The sequence below is a fragment of the Streptomyces sp. NPDC050164 genome (assembly GCF_044459945.1).
Lineage (GTDB): Bacteria > Actinomycetota > Actinomycetes > Streptomycetales > Streptomycetaceae > Streptomyces > Streptomyces coeruleorubidus_A.
Map to the genome: position 1 here is coordinate 276,440 of NZ_JBITJK010000003.1, position 15,589 is coordinate 292,028.

17 protein-coding genes are annotated in these 15,589 nt (G+C 71.9%); 7 read left to right on the plus strand and 10 right to left on the minus strand.

Translation table 11 applies throughout. The features are described 5' to 3' along the window. Positions 1–71: 71 nt before the first annotated feature. The 6 genes from ACIBNA_RS06645 to ACIBNA_RS06670 form a co-directional block, all read right to left on the minus strand. Complete coding sequence (locus tag ACIBNA_RS06645) at positions 72–1,322, minus strand: cytochrome P450 (protein WP_399164154.1); 1,251 nt, start codon at positions 1,320–1,322, stop codon at positions 72–74. After that, positions 1,319–1,924: a GTP-binding protein gene (locus ACIBNA_RS06650; RefSeq protein WP_399164155.1), complete on the minus strand. Its 606-nt coding sequence runs from the start codon at positions 1,922–1,924 to the stop codon at positions 1,319–1,321. Before ACIBNA_RS06650 ends, ACIBNA_RS06645 begins: the two co-directional genes overlap by 4 nt. Beyond that, on the minus strand, positions 1,905–2,276 hold the full coding sequence (locus ACIBNA_RS06655; RefSeq protein WP_078650896.1) for a DUF742 domain-containing protein: 372 nt from the start codon (positions 2,274–2,276) through the stop codon (positions 1,905–1,907). The genes ACIBNA_RS06650 and ACIBNA_RS06655 overlap by 20 nt, the downstream gene beginning before the upstream one ends. Then, positions 2,273–2,683 (minus strand): roadblock/LC7 domain-containing protein, encoded by a 411-nt coding sequence (locus ACIBNA_RS06660; protein WP_003994857.1) that lies wholly within the window; start codon positions 2,681–2,683, stop codon positions 2,273–2,275. Before ACIBNA_RS06660 ends, ACIBNA_RS06655 begins: the two co-directional genes overlap by 4 nt. Positions 2,684–2,688: 5 nt before the next feature. Next, positions 2,689–4,410 (minus strand): ATP-binding protein, encoded by a 1,722-nt coding sequence (locus ACIBNA_RS06665; RefSeq protein WP_399164156.1) that lies wholly within the window; start codon positions 4,408–4,410, stop codon positions 2,689–2,691. 246 nt (positions 4,411–4,656) lie between these two features. Then, positions 4,657–5,601, minus strand: coding sequence for a GlxA family transcriptional regulator (locus ACIBNA_RS06670; protein WP_399164157.1), 945 nt, complete (start codon positions 5,599–5,601; stop codon positions 4,657–4,659). Between the two features lie 71 nt (positions 5,602–5,672). Here ACIBNA_RS06670 and ACIBNA_RS06675 point away from each other — a divergent pair, with 71 nt between their 5' ends. Continuing rightward, the gene (locus ACIBNA_RS06675; protein ID WP_399164158.1) at positions 5,673–6,623 is read left to right on the plus strand and encodes an NADP-dependent oxidoreductase; all 951 of its coding nucleotides are present in this window, start codon (positions 5,673–5,675) and stop codon (positions 6,621–6,623) included. A gap of 294 nt (positions 6,624–6,917) precedes the next feature. Here ACIBNA_RS06675 and ACIBNA_RS06680 read toward each other — a convergent pair whose 3' ends face one another. Both ACIBNA_RS06680 and ACIBNA_RS06685 read right to left on the minus strand, forming a co-directional pair. Continuing rightward, a complete protein-coding gene (locus tag ACIBNA_RS06680; RefSeq protein ID WP_399164159.1) occupies positions 6,918–8,024 on the minus strand; it encodes an NAD(P)-dependent alcohol dehydrogenase in 1,107 nt (368 codons plus the stop codon). 24 nt (positions 8,025–8,048) lie between these two features. Continuing rightward, positions 8,049–9,503 (minus strand): aldehyde dehydrogenase family protein, encoded by a 1,455-nt coding sequence (locus ACIBNA_RS06685; RefSeq protein ID WP_399164160.1) that lies wholly within the window; start codon positions 9,501–9,503, stop codon positions 8,049–8,051. 103 nt (positions 9,504–9,606) lie between these two features. Between ACIBNA_RS06685 and ACIBNA_RS06690 the strand changes: the two genes are divergently transcribed. From ACIBNA_RS06690 to ACIBNA_RS06705, 4 genes are all read left to right on the plus strand, one after another. Further along, the gene (locus ACIBNA_RS06690) at positions 9,607–10,044 is read left to right on the plus strand and encodes a MarR family winged helix-turn-helix transcriptional regulator (RefSeq protein WP_274821565.1); all 438 of its coding nucleotides are present in this window, start codon (positions 9,607–9,609) and stop codon (positions 10,042–10,044) included. Positions 10,045–10,250: 206 nt separating this feature from the next. Further along, positions 10,251–10,631, plus strand: a complete 381-nt coding sequence (locus ACIBNA_RS06695) for an anti-sigma factor antagonist (protein WP_399164161.1) — start codon at positions 10,251–10,253, stop codon at positions 10,629–10,631. Positions 10,632–10,738: 107 nt separating this feature from the next. After that, positions 10,739–11,401, plus strand: a complete 663-nt coding sequence (locus ACIBNA_RS06700) for a DUF4230 domain-containing protein (protein WP_399164162.1) — start codon at positions 10,739–10,741, stop codon at positions 11,399–11,401. A 114-nt stretch (positions 11,402–11,515) separates the two neighbouring features. Further along, the gene (locus ACIBNA_RS06705) at positions 11,516–12,061 is read left to right on the plus strand and encodes a VanZ family protein (RefSeq protein ID WP_399164163.1); all 546 of its coding nucleotides are present in this window, start codon (positions 11,516–11,518) and stop codon (positions 12,059–12,061) included. A gap of 32 nt (positions 12,062–12,093) precedes the next feature. On the opposite strand, the gene ACIBNA_RS06710 is transcribed toward ACIBNA_RS06705, so the two are convergent. Both ACIBNA_RS06710 and ACIBNA_RS06715 read right to left on the minus strand, forming a co-directional pair. Further along, positions 12,094–12,330, minus strand: a complete 237-nt coding sequence (locus ACIBNA_RS06710) for a hypothetical protein (protein ID WP_094056730.1) — start codon at positions 12,328–12,330, stop codon at positions 12,094–12,096. A gap of 71 nt (positions 12,331–12,401) precedes the next feature. Beyond that, a complete protein-coding gene (locus ACIBNA_RS06715) occupies positions 12,402–13,211 on the minus strand; it encodes an SDR family oxidoreductase (RefSeq protein WP_399164164.1) in 810 nt (269 codons plus the stop codon). 124 nt (positions 13,212–13,335) lie between these two features. Between ACIBNA_RS06715 and ACIBNA_RS06720 the strand changes: the two genes are divergently transcribed. Beyond that, the gene (locus ACIBNA_RS06720; protein WP_399164165.1) at positions 13,336–14,367 is read left to right on the plus strand and encodes a PHP domain-containing protein; all 1,032 of its coding nucleotides are present in this window, start codon (positions 13,336–13,338) and stop codon (positions 14,365–14,367) included. A 51-nt stretch (positions 14,368–14,418) separates the two neighbouring features. After that, on the plus strand, positions 14,419–15,084 hold the full coding sequence (locus tag ACIBNA_RS06725; RefSeq protein ID WP_399164166.1) for an HAD family hydrolase: 666 nt from the start codon (positions 14,419–14,421) through the stop codon (positions 15,082–15,084). Positions 15,085–15,589: the final 505 nt, after the last annotated feature.

The window sequence follows — 15,589 nt, forward strand, 5'->3', positions numbered from 1 at the left end:
AGCCACCGCCTGCACCCACGCACGGCGTTGCCCGGCCGGAAACCGGCCGGGCAACGGTCTGCCGGCGTGGCCTAGACGGCGAACTCGACCGGCAGGCTGTCCAGCCGGGACTCCCACGTGGAGGCGGTCGAGCTGAGTTCTTCCGGCGGTACGGCCAGGCGCAGGTCCGGCAGCCGGTGCAGCAGGACGTCCACGCCGATCTCGATGATGGACTGGCCGATGTTCTGCCCCGGGCACTCGTGCGGTCCGGCGCTGAACGCCAGGTGCGACTGGTTGCCCTGCACGGCGACGGCCGCGTCGGGCCGTACCTCCGGGTCGAGGTTGCCTGCGGCCAGGCCCAGGATGAGCAGTTCTCCCTCCTGGACGTGATGGCCTCCGAACTCCAGGTCAGCGGTTGCGAACCGGCCCGGCAGCACGGACAGCGGCGGGGTGTCCCACATGACCTCTTCCACCACTGACGAGATGTTCAGCTCCCCGCTGACCAGACCGGTCAGCCGGGCGGCATCGGTGAGGACCCGTTGCAGGACCCGGGCCAGCAGGTTGCTGGTGGTGGTGTGCGCGGCGATCAGCACTAGGCGCAGATGGCTGACGACCTCGTCGTGGTCGAGGCCGGCCGGGTGCTCCAGCAGGGCCGTGGCGAAGTCGGAGCCCGGCTCGGCCCGCTTGCGCTCGGCGAGTTCCGCGAGGATCTGCATGATCTGGTCGTTGTGCTCGAGGGCGCCCTCACCACCCTTGAGGACCTGGGCGCACGACTCGATCAGGCGTAGCCCGTCCGCCGCGGGAAGGCCCAGCATCCTGGTGAGCACGAGCATCGGCAGTTGCTCGGCGTAGTCGGCCACGAGGTCGGCGCGCCCGGCGTCGGCGAACGCGTCGATCTGCTTGTTCGCGAAGTGCGTGACGTGCCGCCGGATGCCCCGGACGGCCGCCGCCTGCAGCCCGTCGGTGACGGCGCCGCGCAGCCTGCGGTGCGGTTCGCCGTCCTGGGACACGCAGTCGGGGCGCCAGCCGACCATCGGCATGATCGGCGAGGTCTCCTCGATCCGGCCCTCCCGCCAGTCCCGCCAGATCCGCGCGTCGCGGCTGAACTGGCGGGGGTTGTCGAGCACCCGCCGGTTGTCGCGGTAGCCCAGCACCAGCCAGGCGGGTACGTCGCCCTCCAGCAGGACCGGCGCGACGGAGCCGTGCTCCTTGCGCAGCCGCTCGTAGATGCCCGCCGGGTCGGTCGCCGCCTCCGGTCCGTACAGCCGGGTCAGATCGGCCCCGTGGTGGGCGACGGGGCAGCCCCGACCGGCCTGGAGGGTGTGGTCGGTCGAATCGTTCATCGGGGCTCCAAGGCCACGGCCGAGCGTTCCTTCAGGTGGTGGATCAGGGCGACGAGGACGTCACGGCTGGAGGCCCGGTCGCGGGCGTCGAAGGCCACGACGGGGGTGTGCTCGGGGATGTCCAGGGCGTCCCGGATCTCATCGACCGGGTAGTTCTGGGAGTCGGGAAAGACGTTCAGCGCGACGACGAACGGGACTTCCTGCCGCTCCATCTCCTCGATCGCCCGGAAGCTGGAATCCAGGCGGCGCGTGTCCACCAGGACGATCGCGCCGAGCGCCCCCTTGAACAGCCCGTTCCACAGGAACCAGAACCGCTCCTGGCCCGGCGTGCCGAACAGGTAGAGCACCAGGCTCTCGTTGATGCTGATCTTGCCGAAGTCCAGGCTGACGGTGGTCTGCGTCTTGTCGGCGACGCCGATGAGATCGTCCACGTCGACGCTGGCCTGGGTGAGGGTCTCCTCGGTGGTGAGCGGCTTGATGTCGCTGACCGACCGGACCATGGTGGTCTTCCCGGTGCCGAAACCGCCGGCGATCATCACTTTCACCGAGCGGGTGTCCCCGGCCGCCCGCCCTCCGGGTTGGTCAAAGCCTTTCAAGTCCACTGAGTACCTCCTCAAGGAGCGCGAGGTCGGGCCCGCGGCCGGCGTCGTGTGCCGGGATGGGATTACGGGCTTCGACGCGACCTGCGTCCAGCAGGTCCGACAGCAGCACGGCGAGAATGTTGAAGGGCAGTCCGAGGTGGGCGCCGAGTTCGGCGACCGACAGCGGATCGCGGCAGCGGCGGAGGATCTCCTCGTGCTCGTGCTGCATGCCCGGTAACGGGGCGGCGCGGGCGACGACGAGAGTCGCCACGTCGAGGCTCGACGCCGAACCGCCCGGTCCGCTGCGCCCTCCGGTGAGGACGTAGTAACGCTCGAGACCGGACGGGTCGGACGGCCTGCGGGGAGCACTCATCCAGAGTGCTCCTCCAGGCGCGGAGTGGTGCCGAGGAGCTCGCCCATCCTGCGGGCCAGGTCTCTCATCTGGTGCCCGAGCAGGCCCTGGTCGAGGCCCTCCCTGGCGAGGACACCGAGGTACGTCTCCACACCCGCGCGGACGACGAAGAGATGGCCGCCATCGACCTCGATCATCGCGAGGCGCAGCTGCCCGGCGTACTTGGGGAACTGCTCGGCGACCGGCTGGGCCAGCGCCTGGAGGCCGGCCACCACGGCGGCGAAGCGGTCGACGTCGTCGGGGTCTTCGGCGCCGTAGGAGGTGATGGCCTTGCCGTCACTGGAGGCCACCAGGGCGAAGCGGATCTCCTGGATGCTCTCGACGAGATCGCGGAGCGCCCAGCTCACATCTGTTCCTTGCTGCGTCATGAGGACTAGTCGCTCTCTTCGATGCGGTGCTCTGTGGACTCGCGTCCGGCGGGGGTGCCGCGGTCGTCGGCCGCCTGGGCAGCCTCTTGGGCGTCGCGTCCGGCGGTGGCGAAGGCGGCCAGACCGGAGAAGGAGGCATCCGGCGGAACGGCGGAGACGGCGCTCCGGTCGGTCCGCTCGACCTGCCTGGGCCCGTCCGCCTCGTTCCGCTTGCTGCGGCGCCGGGGCAGTCCGCCGGGAGTGGTCTCCACGGCCCCGGACTCCGCGGCCGGTTCCGGTGCGGTGACCGTCTCTCGGGCCGGGGCCGCGGCGGGGCGGGCCTCCGGGGCGGGCGCGGCCTGGGTGGTCGCGGCCGCGGGCAGCGGGCTGAAGTACTTGTGCGGAACCACGACCACCACGGAGGTGCCGAGCCACGGCGAGTCCGCGAAGGTGACACGGATGCCGTAGCGGCGGGCGAGGGCGCCGACGACGCGCAGGCCGATGCTCGCGTCCTCGGTGATGCCGCCGAGGCCCGCGCCGGGCGCGGTGCCGACGAGGGCGTGCTCGGCCTCGCGCTTCTTCTCCTCGCTCAGGCCCTTGCCGGAGTCCTGGATCTCGATGCCGACGCCGTTGGGGACCTCCTTGCCGGAGATGAGCACCGGCTCGGTGGGCGGCGAGTAGCGGGCCGCGTTGTCCAGGAGGTGGGCGAAGATCAGCGTCAGGTGGTCCACCAGGCCGCCGTCGACGCCGAGTTCGGGCAGATGGCGCACCTGGACGCGGTGGAAGTCCTTGATCCGGCCGATGCCGCCGCGCACCACACTCAGCAGCCGCTGCGGCTCCTGCCACTGCCGGCCGGGCCGGTCCGAGCCGCCGAGCACACCGATGCTCGCGGCAAGCGAGTCGGCGGGGCCGAGTTCCTGGTCGAGCTCCATCAGACCCCGGGCGACGGCCGGGAGCCTGCCGTGCTCGCCCTGCATCTCGTGCAGCCGGCCGCGGAGCTTGCTGGTCAGCACGTGGATGCGGTTGCCGATGCTGATCACGGACTGCTCGGCGGAGGTGGAGCGGTCGAACTCCGCCTCCAGGCCGATCAGGGCGGTGCGCAGCAGCTTGCGCAGCTCCGCCTGGAGGTCGGCACTGACCTTCGCGCACTGGTTGACGGTCGGCAGGATGTCGTCGATGGCCTCGCCGGAACGCAGCTTCTCCATCGCGTCGGGCAGCTGCTCGTCGGCGAGCCGGGCGACCGCGGCGAGTTGGTGGGACAGCTGCTCCTGCCAGACCTCGGCCTGGTCGGCGAGCTGGGCCTCGTAGGACCTTGCCTGCTCGGTCAGCCGTTCCTCGTACGCCCGGGACTGGTCGGCGAGCTGCGACTCGTACGTGGCGCTCTGGTCGGCGAGGCGCCGCTCGTAGGCCGCGTTCTGCTCGGTGAGCTGGGACTCCAGGGCGGCGCGCTCGGCGGAGAACTTCCGTTCCAGGCCCGCCACGTGCTGCTGCCACTGCTGGTTGTGCTCGGCCTGCGTGGTGCGGAAGGAGCCCTCCGCCCGGTGTAGTTGGGCCCGTGTGCGCAGCAGCAGGCGTACGCACACGGCACCGGCCGCAGTCGCCGCGACACCGGCGACGGCCGCGGTAATTCGCTCCGAGCTCATGAACGTGGCGGCAACCGTCCCGCCTCCCAAGCCCAGCGGCATCAACCACCAGCTGTACCAGGCGACAGGGGCCCGCGCCGCCGGTGGCGGAGTGGCGAGTTCCATCTGCATCCTTAGAAGCAACACGATCGAACGGGGGGGGACCGCACTCATGAGTACGCACCGCGAGTCGACTGGACGCGATCGCCTCAACTCGCAGCGCTGATGGGAACCTTATCGGGTTTGGACCCGCAAGGATCAACCTCATCCCCGCCCGACGCGAGGGTTCCGGTCACGCTCCGACAGAAAGAAACACGTCGGCAAATTGTTTTGCAGTTTGCCCAGTTGGGCGGCCACGGCGTCGCGCCCGGGTCAGCGAGCGGTCTGGAACGTGCGGCGGTAGGCCTGCGGCGTGACTCCGATGGCCGCGTTCAGGTGCTGGCGCAGGGAGGCGCCGGTCGCGAAGCCGACCCGGCCGGCGATCTGATCCACCGTCAGGTCGCTGGATTCCAGCAGGTGCCGAGCCCGGGCCACGCGCTGCTGGATCAGCCAGCGGCCGGGGCTGAGGCCCACCTCGTCGTGGAAACGGCGGGCGAAGGTGCGCAGGCTCATCCGAGCGTGGGCGGCGAGGTCGGCCAGGGTGAGCGGTTCGCCGAGGCGTTCCAGGGCCCAGGAGCGGGTGGCCGCGGTGCTCGCGGCGCCCTGTTCGGGGACGGGCTGTTCGATGTACTGGGCCTGGCCGCCGTCCCGGAACGGCGGGACCACGCAGCGGCGGGCGACGGTGTTGGCCAGCCGGCTGCCGTGGTCCTTGCGGACCAGGTGCAGGCAGATGTCCACGCCGGAGGCGGCTCCGGCGGAGGTGAGGAACGGGTGGTCGTCGACGAACAGCACGTCCGGGTCGAGGTCGACGTGCGGGAACAAGCGCCGGAACCGGTCGGCGACCTGCCAGTGGGTGGTCGCCCTGCGTCCGTCGAGGAGCCCGGCGGAGGCCAGGACGAAGGCGCCGGTGCAGATGGAGACGATGCGCGTCCCGGGGCGGATGAGGGCGAGCGCGGCCAGGACCTTGTCGGGCACGTCGTCGCTGAGACGGGCCGGCTCGACGGGCGCGATCACCACGGTGTCGGCCGTGGCGAGGGCTTCCGGGCCGTGCTCCACGGTGACGCCGAAGTCCGCGTTGGTGCGCACCGGGCCGCCGTCGACCGAACAGGTCAGGACCTCGTACCGGCCGTCGGCCGCGCCGAGGATCCGGCTGGGGATGCCCAGTTCGAAGGGGTACACGCCGTCCAGGGCCAGGACCACCACTCGTTCACGCCGCATGGCACGATCCTATCGAAGGTTGGCAATTCTGCCATTGGCGGACGGTGGGCGGACCGGCACGCTGGGACACCATGAGCACACAGAACACGATGCGAGCCATCAGCCAGGACGTCCTCGGCGGCCCCGAGGTACTGAAGGAAGTGGAAGTCGAGCGCCCGGAACCCCGGCCGAACGGGGTGCTGGTCCGGGTGCGGGCCGCCGGGGTCAACCCGACCGACTGGAAGCACCGCGCGACCGGGGGCTTCCTGGGCGAGCCGCCCTTCGTCCTCGGCTGGGACGTCTCCGGGGTGGTGGAGGCGGTCGGCATCGGCGTCGCGGCGTTCGCGCCCGGTGACGAGGTCTTCGGCATGCTGCCGTATCCGTTCGGGCACGGCTCGCACGCCGAGTACGTGATCGCTCCGGTCCGCGCCCTCGCCCGCAAGCCGGCCGGGATCGACCACGTCCAGGCCGGCGCGCTGCCGTTGGTGTCGCTGACCGCGTGGCAGGCACTGGTCGAGCACGCGGACCTCGGGCCCGGGCAGCGGGTTCTGATCCACGCCGCGGCGGGCGGGGTCGGACACGTGGCGGTGCAGATCGCCAAGGCGCGCGGCGCCTATGTGATCGGCACCGCGAGCGCCGGCAAGCACGAGTTCCTGCGGGAGATCGGCGTGGACGAGGCGGTGGACTACCGGGAGACGGACTTCACCGAGGCCGTGAAGGACGTCGACGTCGTCCTGGACACGATCGGCGGCGACAACGCCCTGCGCTCGCTGCGCGTGCTGCGCCCGGGCGGGGTCGTGGTGTCGATCCTGCCGGGGGGCTCGGACGACTTCTACCGGGAGGCCGAGCGGCTCGGTGTGCGAGCGGTCCGAATGCTGGTCGACGCCGACCGCACCGGCATGGAGACGATCGCGGAACTGGCCGAAACGGGCAGGCTCCGCGCCACGATCGCCGGGACCTTCCCGCTGGCCGCCGCCGCGCAGGCGCACGCCTCGGGCGACACTGGCCGGACGACGGGGAAGCTGGTCCTGGTGAACGACTGAACCGAACGGCCGGGCAGCCCGTTGCGGTCGGTTCCGCGTGCCGGGCCGGCCGCCCACGTTCGGCCGTACCGGATCTGCCGGCCGGTCACGGGCACCGGATGGCTGGTGAGACGGCACGGCCTCGACAGGGCCCGACGGCCCGGGGCGGCAGAGGCGTGTGGCGGTCGGCGCGCCGGACGGTGGTGCCCCGCCGGTCGGCTCTGGCCGTTCGACCACCTCCGGAGCCGACCGGCGCCGGCCACCCGGACCCGCCTGTCATACGCCGGCCTGCCCGGGCCCGCCCGGCCGGCCGCGTCAGAACGTCAGGACCGGCTTGATCGTCTTGCCCGACCTCATGTCCTGGACCGCCCGGTCGATGTCCCCGAAGGGATACGTGCTGATCAGGCGGTGCAGCGGGAGCCGGCCGTCCTTCACCAGGCGGACCAGGGCGGGGATCACGGTCTGGGTCTCGCTGTCGCCGAGGGTGAGGCCGACGATCCGCTTGCCGCCGAGCAGGCCGTTGACGTCCAGGGCGACCTCCGTGCCGAAGGGCGGTGCGCCGACCACGACCAGGGTGCCGCGGGCGGCGAGCGCGTCGACGCCCTGGCGCAGGACGCCGACGTTGCCCGTGGTCTCCACGACACCGTCCGCGCCCTGGCCGCCGGTGATCTCGGCGAGGGCCGGGGCGAGGTCCGTCCCGCTCGTGTCGACGGTGTGCGTGGCGCCCAGCTCCCTCGCCAGCGAAAGGCGTTCGGCGACCCGGTCGACGGCGACGATCCGCGTGGCCGGGGTGAGGGCCGCCGCCATCACGGCCGACAGGCCGACCGCTCCGGCGCCCAGGACGACGACCGTGCTGCCCGTGTCCGGCTTCAGGACGTTCCAGACGGCGCCGACCCCGGTCTGTACGCCGCAGCCCAGCGGGGCGATGGACTCCAGCGGCACGTCCGGGTCGACCTTGACGAGGCTGCGCTCGTCGGCCAGCGCCCGCTCGGCGAAGGAGGACTGGCCGAAGAAGTGCCCGCCCAGGGCCTGACCCCCACGGCTGATGGTGTTCGTGCCGTCGGCCCGGCCGCCGCCGAGCAGGTTCAGCGGCAGCCAGGTCGCGCAGTACGCGGGGTGCCCGCCGCGGCAGTTGCGGCAGTCGCCGCAGGAGGTGAAGGAGAGCAGGACGTGGTCGCCGGGCGTGACGCCGGTGACGGCGGCGCCGACGGCCTCGACGACGCCCGCGCCCTCGTGGCCGAGGACCCCGGGCAGCGGGAAGGGCAGTCCGCCGCTCGCCACACCGAGGTCGGTGTGGCACAGGCCGGTGGCGACCATGCGGACCAGCGCCTCGTGCGGGCCGGGTTCGTCGAGGACGACGTCGGAGAGGGTGAAGGGCGCGCCGCCGGACTCGACGACCGCGGCACGGGTGGTGGTGGGCATCGCAAGAGCTCCTTGACGACTGTCTCAGTCGAGCGAGACGACGACGGACTTGACCTTGGTGTAACCGGCGAGCGCCTCGGGCCCGTACTCGCGGCCGTAGCCGGAGTCCTTCACGCCGCCGAAGGGCATGGCGGAGTCGAGCATCGCCCAGTCGTTGACCCAGACGATGCCGGCCTGAAGCCGGTCGGCGACCCGGTGCGCGCGGGCGAGGTTGGTGGTCTGGACGCCCGAGGCCAGGCCGTAGGAGGTGGAGTTGGCGAGGGCGACGGCCTCGTCCTCGTCGTCGAAGGGCTGCACGGTGAGGACCGGGCCGAAGATCTCCTCCTGGATCACGCGGGAGTCGTTCGACAGGTCGGCGATGACGGTCGGCTGGTAGTAGTAGCCGCCGTCCAGGTCGAGCCGCTCGCCGCCGCAGACGATCCGGGCGCCCTCCTTGCGGGCCAGGGCGACGTACTCCTCGACCTTCTTCAGGTGCTTCTCGGCCGCCATCGGGCCGATGACCGTGGCCGGGTCGCGCGGGTCGCCGACCGGCACGCCGGGTACGGCCTCGGCGAGGATGCCGAGCAGCGTCGGGTACACCGAGCGGGCCACCAGCAGGCGCGGTCCGCCCATGCAGAACTGGCCGGTGTTGAAGACGAAGCCCTTGATGACCGCGCCCACCGCCTTCTCCAGATCGGCGTCCTCGAAGACGAGGTGGGCCGCGTTGCCGCCGAGCTCCATGGTGACGGGCTTGAGGGCCTCGCCGGCGACGCTCGCGACATGCCTGCCGATCGCGGTGGAGCCGGTGAAGGCGACCTTGTCGACACCGCGGTGGCGCAGCAGCGCCTCGCCGGCCACCGGCCCGCTGCCGGTCACGACGTTGACCACGCCGTCGGGCACGCCCGCCTGCTGGAACAGCCGGGCCATGTACAGGGCGCTCAGCGGGGTCTCGTCGGCGGGCTTGTGGACGACGGTGTTGCCGGCCGCCAGCGCGGGGCCGAGCTTGGTGCCGGCGAGGATCAGCGGGAAGTTGAACGGGGTGATCGCGGCGACCACCCCGAGCGGCTCGCGCTTGGTGTAGGCGAGGGCGTTCATGGGGGTGTCGCGCAGGGCGCCGTGCTGGCTCTGCGCGAGGTTCGCGAAGTACTCGTAGTCGTTGGCCGCGTTCGTCACGTCGACCGCGCCGCACAGCGTGATCGGCTTGCCGACGTCGAGACTCTCCAGCGCGGCGATCTCGTCGGCGTTCTCGCGGATCAACTGGGCGACGCGGTGCAGCACCCGGCCCCGCTCGCGGCCGCTCAGACCGGACCAGGCGCCGTCGTCGTAGGCCTCGCGGGCGGCCCGTACGGCCGCGTCGACGTCGGCCGGACCCGCCTCCGCGACGGTGGTGACGACCGTGCCCCGGGAGGGGTCGACCACCTCGGTGCGCGCCCCGTCGGCGGCCTCGCGCCACTGTCCCCCGATGAACAGCTGTCCGGGTTCCCTCTCGAAGGTGGTCATCGCCGCTCCTCAGCGTCGTCGCCAAGATTTCAACAAACAGGATTCCTGTTGGTTCGCAGTCTCTTTACAGACAGGTTTCCTGTCAATGCTCTAGCCTGCGTCCATGCTCGACGCACAGGTGACCAAGGCGCCCCCTTCCCTGCTCTACATGGTCAAGCAGGTGGAGCTCGTCGTGCGCTCCCATCTGGACGAGCTCGTCAGACCCTCCGGGATCACCGCTCTCCAGTACACCGCGCTGACCGTGCTGGAGCGACACGACGGACTGTCGGCGGCCCAGCTGGCGCGGGACTCCTTCGTCACCGCGCAGTCCATCGCCGACCTCGTCCGCTCCCTGGAGGGTCGCGGGCTGGTGCGCCGGGAGCGCAATCCCCGCAACCGCCGCGAGCTGCTGATCCTGCTCACCGACGCCGGCCGGGAGCTGCTCGCACGGCACGCCGGGCCCGTCCGGGAGCTGGAGGAGCGGATGGTGCGCGACCTCACGGCACACCAGACCGAGCAGTTCCGCCAGGCCCTCACCAAGGCCTGGCACGCCCTGTCGTAACCCGAGGCACACGCCGGGGATCACGCCCGCACTCACGCCCGCGCACGCCCCCGCGCGAACCTCGGCCAACTCGGCCGCAATTCAGAGACATATGTCAATCGAACATGCTCAAATTCACTCGTTGGAGGGTAACTTGCAGGGCGGGGAACGGTTTTGAGGACCGCGGCCCCTCCCCACGCACGGAGCAGGCTGGAGGCGATCTCGTCGTGCGGCAGGAACCTGCACCGCTCACCCGGCATCTGCGCGTCCGCCAGGAACGGGGGCACACGGTGCTGGAGTTCCGTGGCGAGATCGACCTCGCCGCGGCCACGGAGATCGCCCCGCACCTGGACCGGGAGACGAACCGCCGCGCCGCCCGGGTCGTGATCGACCTCAGCCGGATCGAGTTCTTCGACTGCTCGGGCCTGCGGCTGCTGTACCGGGCCAGGAGCCGGGTGCTCGACCGGGACGGGCATCTGCTCCTCGTCTGCGCCCACCCGCTGACGCTGCGCGTCCTGCGGATCACCGGCCTGTCCCGGGTGCTGCCCCCACAGCCGACGCTGGACGCGGCCCTGGAGCAGCCGGAGGCGGCGTCCGGCCCGATGTGATGCCCGAGTGCGCCCTTCAGCGCTTCCGCTGACGTCCTCCATCCTCAACCGGCCGGTCTGGCACGGCCCGTGGCGGGCATCCGGACAGTAGGAAGGAGGGCCGTCGCATGACGACTCCCGTCAAGCGTCTCCCCAGGCGCGTGCCCGGCTGGGCGAAGGTGGTGGGCGCGCTGGTGCTGGTGCTCGTCGTGTTCTTCGCCGGGATCCGGCTGAGCGTGATCCCTGGCCTGAAGGACCTGTTCGGCACCGAAACCCACGACCGGTCCGGCCCCGCGCTGCTGAAATCCATCCAGGACCTCAGCCGTTACGACGCCGCCTCCGGCAACTTCCAGGTCGTCGTGGACCTGGAGAAGGACGCCAAGTTCCTCCCCGACGCGATCCGCGGCACCCGCACCCTGTACGTCGGTGCGGGCACCGTCGACGCCTACGTCGACCTGGGCAAGGTCGGCGACAACGACGTGCAGGTCAACGGCGACCGCACGTCCGCCACGCTCCGGCTGCCCCACGCGCAACTGGGGAAGCCTGCCCTCGACCCCGACCGTTCCTACGCCGTCTCCAAGCAGCGCGGCCTCTTCGACCGCCTCGGCGACCTCTTCTCGGACAACCCCAACGGCGAACAGGCCGTGCAGAAACTCGCGGTGCGCCACATCGGCGACGCGGCGAAGGAGAGCGAGCTGACCGCCCGCGCCGAGACCAACACCACCGGCATGCTGCAAGGCCTGCTGCGTTCCCTGGGCTTCAAGGAGGTACGCGTCTCGTACGGGAACTGAGGGACGCGACGGAGCGCGGGGAAGCCGTGGCCGGGAACGGGCCGTGGCGGCATCGTCGGCGCGCCCGTGGGTAACCGCCTTATCACTCAAGAAAGTTGAAGTCTGGAGGACAGAATGGCCGGTGCAGCCTCACGTCTCCGTACGGCCGGCTCCGGCCGCGAGCGACGCCCGCTGCCGCTGCTCGTCCGGCTGCTGGCCATGCTGTGCGCCTTCGCGTTCATGGTGGCCTTCGCCGTGGTGCTGGCCAGGCTGACCCTCCAGCCCTCGCCCGCGTCGGAGGCGCTGACCCACACCAATCTGCATCCGGGCCGCTCGCTGAAGGCCTATCTCGACCAGCCGGAACTGCGGGACGCCGTCCGGCAGATCGGCGGCAACATCCTGCTGGGCGTCCCCTTCGGCGTCCTCGTGCCCGTCGTCGCGCCCCGCACCCGCGGCATCCTGCGCCTGCTGCTGCTGACCACCGTGGTGATGCTGCTGGTGGAGTTCGCCCAGGGAGCGCTGGTCACCGGCCGCGCCTTCGACATCGACGACGTCATCCTGAACACCGCGGGCGCGCTGGTGGGTTACCTGCTGCTGGGCCGCCGGCTGAGCCGCGCGGTCCATGCGCGCAGGCCCCGCGGCGGCCGGGCGGGGAAGAAGCCGGCGTCCGGCAGGTCCTAGGCCACGGTCAGGTCCAGCCCACGGTCGGGTGGCTAGTGCACGGTCCAGGTGAACTTGTCGCCGCCGACCCAGCGGACCACGTCCGGATCGTCCAGGTCGTGGACCGTGATGCCGAACGCGGCGGCGGCCGCCAGGACGTCGGTGACGGCCTTGGCCTCCCCGATCACCTGGCCGTCGATCTCCACGATCCGGAACGGCGGTGTGCCCGGCTGCACCCCGAGCACCATGATCCGCGGGTGGGATATGTACGGGCTCGCGCTTTCGGTCATGCATCGAGCGTAGAGCGCATCCCGCGGTAGTGCGGAGTCCAGGCACCGGCCGGCCGGTCCGGCCGGTGCGCTCAGGGGCGGCGCCAGTCGTCGCTCGTCAGGTGCGAGCCGGCCTGCGGCCCCATGCGGAGCATGCCGCCGTCGACGCTCCAGGAGGCGCCGGTGACGTAGGAGGCGTCCGGGCCGGCGAGGAAGGCGATGACGGCGGCGACCTCGCGGGCGTCGCCGGGCCGTCCCAGCGGCACGCCGGGGCGGCTCTCGGTGTGCGGGTCGGTGTCCTCCTGCCCGGTCATGGGCGTGGAGATCTCGCCGGGTGCGACGGCGTTGACGGTGATGCGGTACTCCGCGAGTTCGAGCGCCATGACCTGGGTGAGCAGGCCGAGACCGCCCTTGGCGGCGCAGTACGGGGCGGCGCCCACGCGCGGCTGGTGCTCGTGGACGGACGTCACGTTGACGATCCGCCCGCCGTCGCCCTGCCGGATCATGCGCCGGGCCGCCTTCTGCCCGCACAGGAAGGGCCCGACGAGATCGACGTCGAGGACCTCGCGCACGTCGGACAGCTCCAGGTCGAGGAAGGGCGTCATGGTGCCGGTGCCCGCGTTGTTGACCAGCACGTCGATACGGCCGAGGCGCTCGCACAGCTCGTCGACGGTGTCGGCCGCCTCGGGCAGCCGGGTGAGGTCCATCCGGGCGACCTCGGCCCGCTGCCCGTGCGCCCGGACCTCCTCGGCCGTCTCCTCCGCTCCCTTGTGGTCGCTGTGCCAGGTGATGCCGACGTCCATGCCCGCCCGGGCCAGCCGTACGGCGGTGGCCCTGCCGATGCCGGAGTCGGAGCCGGTGATCACGGCGACCTGGTGGCGGGGCGCGGTGGGGGCGGACATGACAGGCCTCCTCGTCGAGGATTCGGGACGAGGCATCGCAGTACCCGGGTGCGTACCGGGCAAACCACCCGCCCGTCGTGCGGCCCGCCGGGCGCTGGGGAACCCTTGTGGGGTGGAGGTGGCGATGGATCCCGTCGAGGCACTGGACCGGATCGCCTTCCTGCTGGAGCGGTCCCTGGCGCCGACGTACCGCGTACGCGCCTTCCGTACGGCGTCCCGGGTGCTGAAGGAGCTGGGTGAGGACGAGGTGCGCCGGCGGGCGGACGCCGGGTCGCTCAAGGGGGTCGGTCCGAAGACCGCGCAGGTGGTGCGGGAGGCACTGGCCGGTGAGGTGCCGGGCTATCTGCGGAAACTGGAGGGAGAGGCGAAGGAGCCGCGAGCCGTGCGGGGCGGCGAACGGCTGCGGGCGCTGCTGCGGGGCGACTGCCATCTGCACTCCGACTGGTCGGACGGCGGCAGCCCGATCGAGGAGATGGGCCGGGCCGCGGCGGCGCTGGGGCACGAGTGGGCGGCGCTGACCGACCACTCGCCGCGTCTGACGGTGGCACGCGGGCTGTCGGCCGAGCGGCTGCGGGAGCAACTGGACGTGGTGGCGGAGCTGAACGAGACCTGGGCGCCGTTCCGGCTGCTGACCGGCATCGAGTGCGACATCCTCGAGGACGGCTCGCTCGACCAGGAGCCGGAGCTGCTGGACCGGCTCGACGTCGTGGTGGTGTCGGTGCACTCCAAACTGCGCATGGACGCCCGGTCGATGACCCGGCGGATGGTGGCCGCCGTTCGTGATCCGCACTCGGACGTGCTCGGGCACTGCACGGGGCGGCTGCTGACCGGGCGGGGGCGGCCCGAGTCGGAGTTCGACGCGGACGAGGTGTTCGCGGCGCTCGCGGAGACGGGCACGGCCCTGGAGATCAACAGCCGGCCGGAGCGGCTCGACCCTCCGCGGCGGCTGCTGCGCCGGGCCGTGGACGCGGGTGTGCTGTTCTGCGTCGACACCGACGCGCACGCGCCCGGACAGCTGGACTGGCAGATCAACGGGTGCGCGCGGGCGGAGGAGTGCGGGGTGCCGCCCGAGCGGGTGGTGACGACGTGGTCCCTGGACGAGCTGCTGGCCTGGACCCGTGAACGGCGGGTGCCGTCCGGCGTGGCGGGCGGCTGAGGTGGTACCCGGCGGGCCGGAGAGCAGGCCGGAGAGGAAGGGATCGCACGTATGGCGAAGGCGGAGCGGGCGGCCGTGTTCGACGTCGACGGCACGCTGGTCGACACCAATCACCTGCACGTCGTGACGTGGTGGGAGGCCTTCCGCCAGGCGGGCCACGACGTGCCGATGCACGCCGTCCACCGGGCCGTGGGCCTGGCCTCCACCGACCTCGTCGCGCACCTGCTCGGCGAGGACCGGGACACGGGCCAGGACGCGGGGATCAGCGCCGCCCACAAGGCGCTGTACGGGCAGTACTTCGACCGGCTGCCCGCGCTGCCGGAGGCCGGGGCGCTGATGCGGCGGCTGCACCGGGACGGCTGGGCCGTGGTGCTGGCCACCTCGGCGGGCGGTGCGGAGCTGAGCGCGTTGCGCCGGGCGATCGACGCGGACGACGTCATCACCGCCACGGCCGGCGCCGATGACGTGGACGCGGGCAAGCCCGCGCCCGAGCCCGTCGAGCACGCCCTGGACCTGGCCGGGGTGCCGGCGGAGCGGGCGGTCTTCGTCGGGGACACCGTGTGGGACATGCGGGCGGGCAGCCGCGCCGGGGTGCGCTGTGTGGGGGTCCTGTGCGGCGGCATCCCGCGTACCGACCTGGAGAAGTCCGGCGCGGACGCGGTCTACGCCGACCCCGCGCATCTTCTGTCGTCCCTGCGCGACAGTCCGCTCGCATGAGGCGGCGTGAAACCCCCGGTCACGCGGATACTCGCAGCGCATGACGCGTGTGACGAGTGTGGTTAGACGGGCAGCTCGCGCCTTCGGCCGCCGGAAGGACGAAGCCGCGGCGGCGAACGACACCCGCCCGACCGGGCAGCCGGCCCGGGAGACACGACCCCACGAGGAGACCGACAGCCGGACGGCCCAGGAGACGGAGCACGGCAACACGACGGACAGCCGGACGGCCCCCAAGAGGGCACCCGACGAGACGCCAGACGCCCGGGCAGCCCGATAGACGGCAGCCGACGAGGAGACCGACAGCCGGGCAGCCTCGAAGACAGGACCCGACAGGCGACGGACAGCCCGTCGGCCCCAGAGGTATGGCCCCACATGGCAGCAGACAGCCGAACAGCCCAGGAGACACGGCCCGGCATGGCGACGGACAGCCCATCGGCTCGCGGTACACGGCCCCAGAAGGCAACGGGCGACCGCGCAACCCAAAAGACAGAACCCGACACAGCGA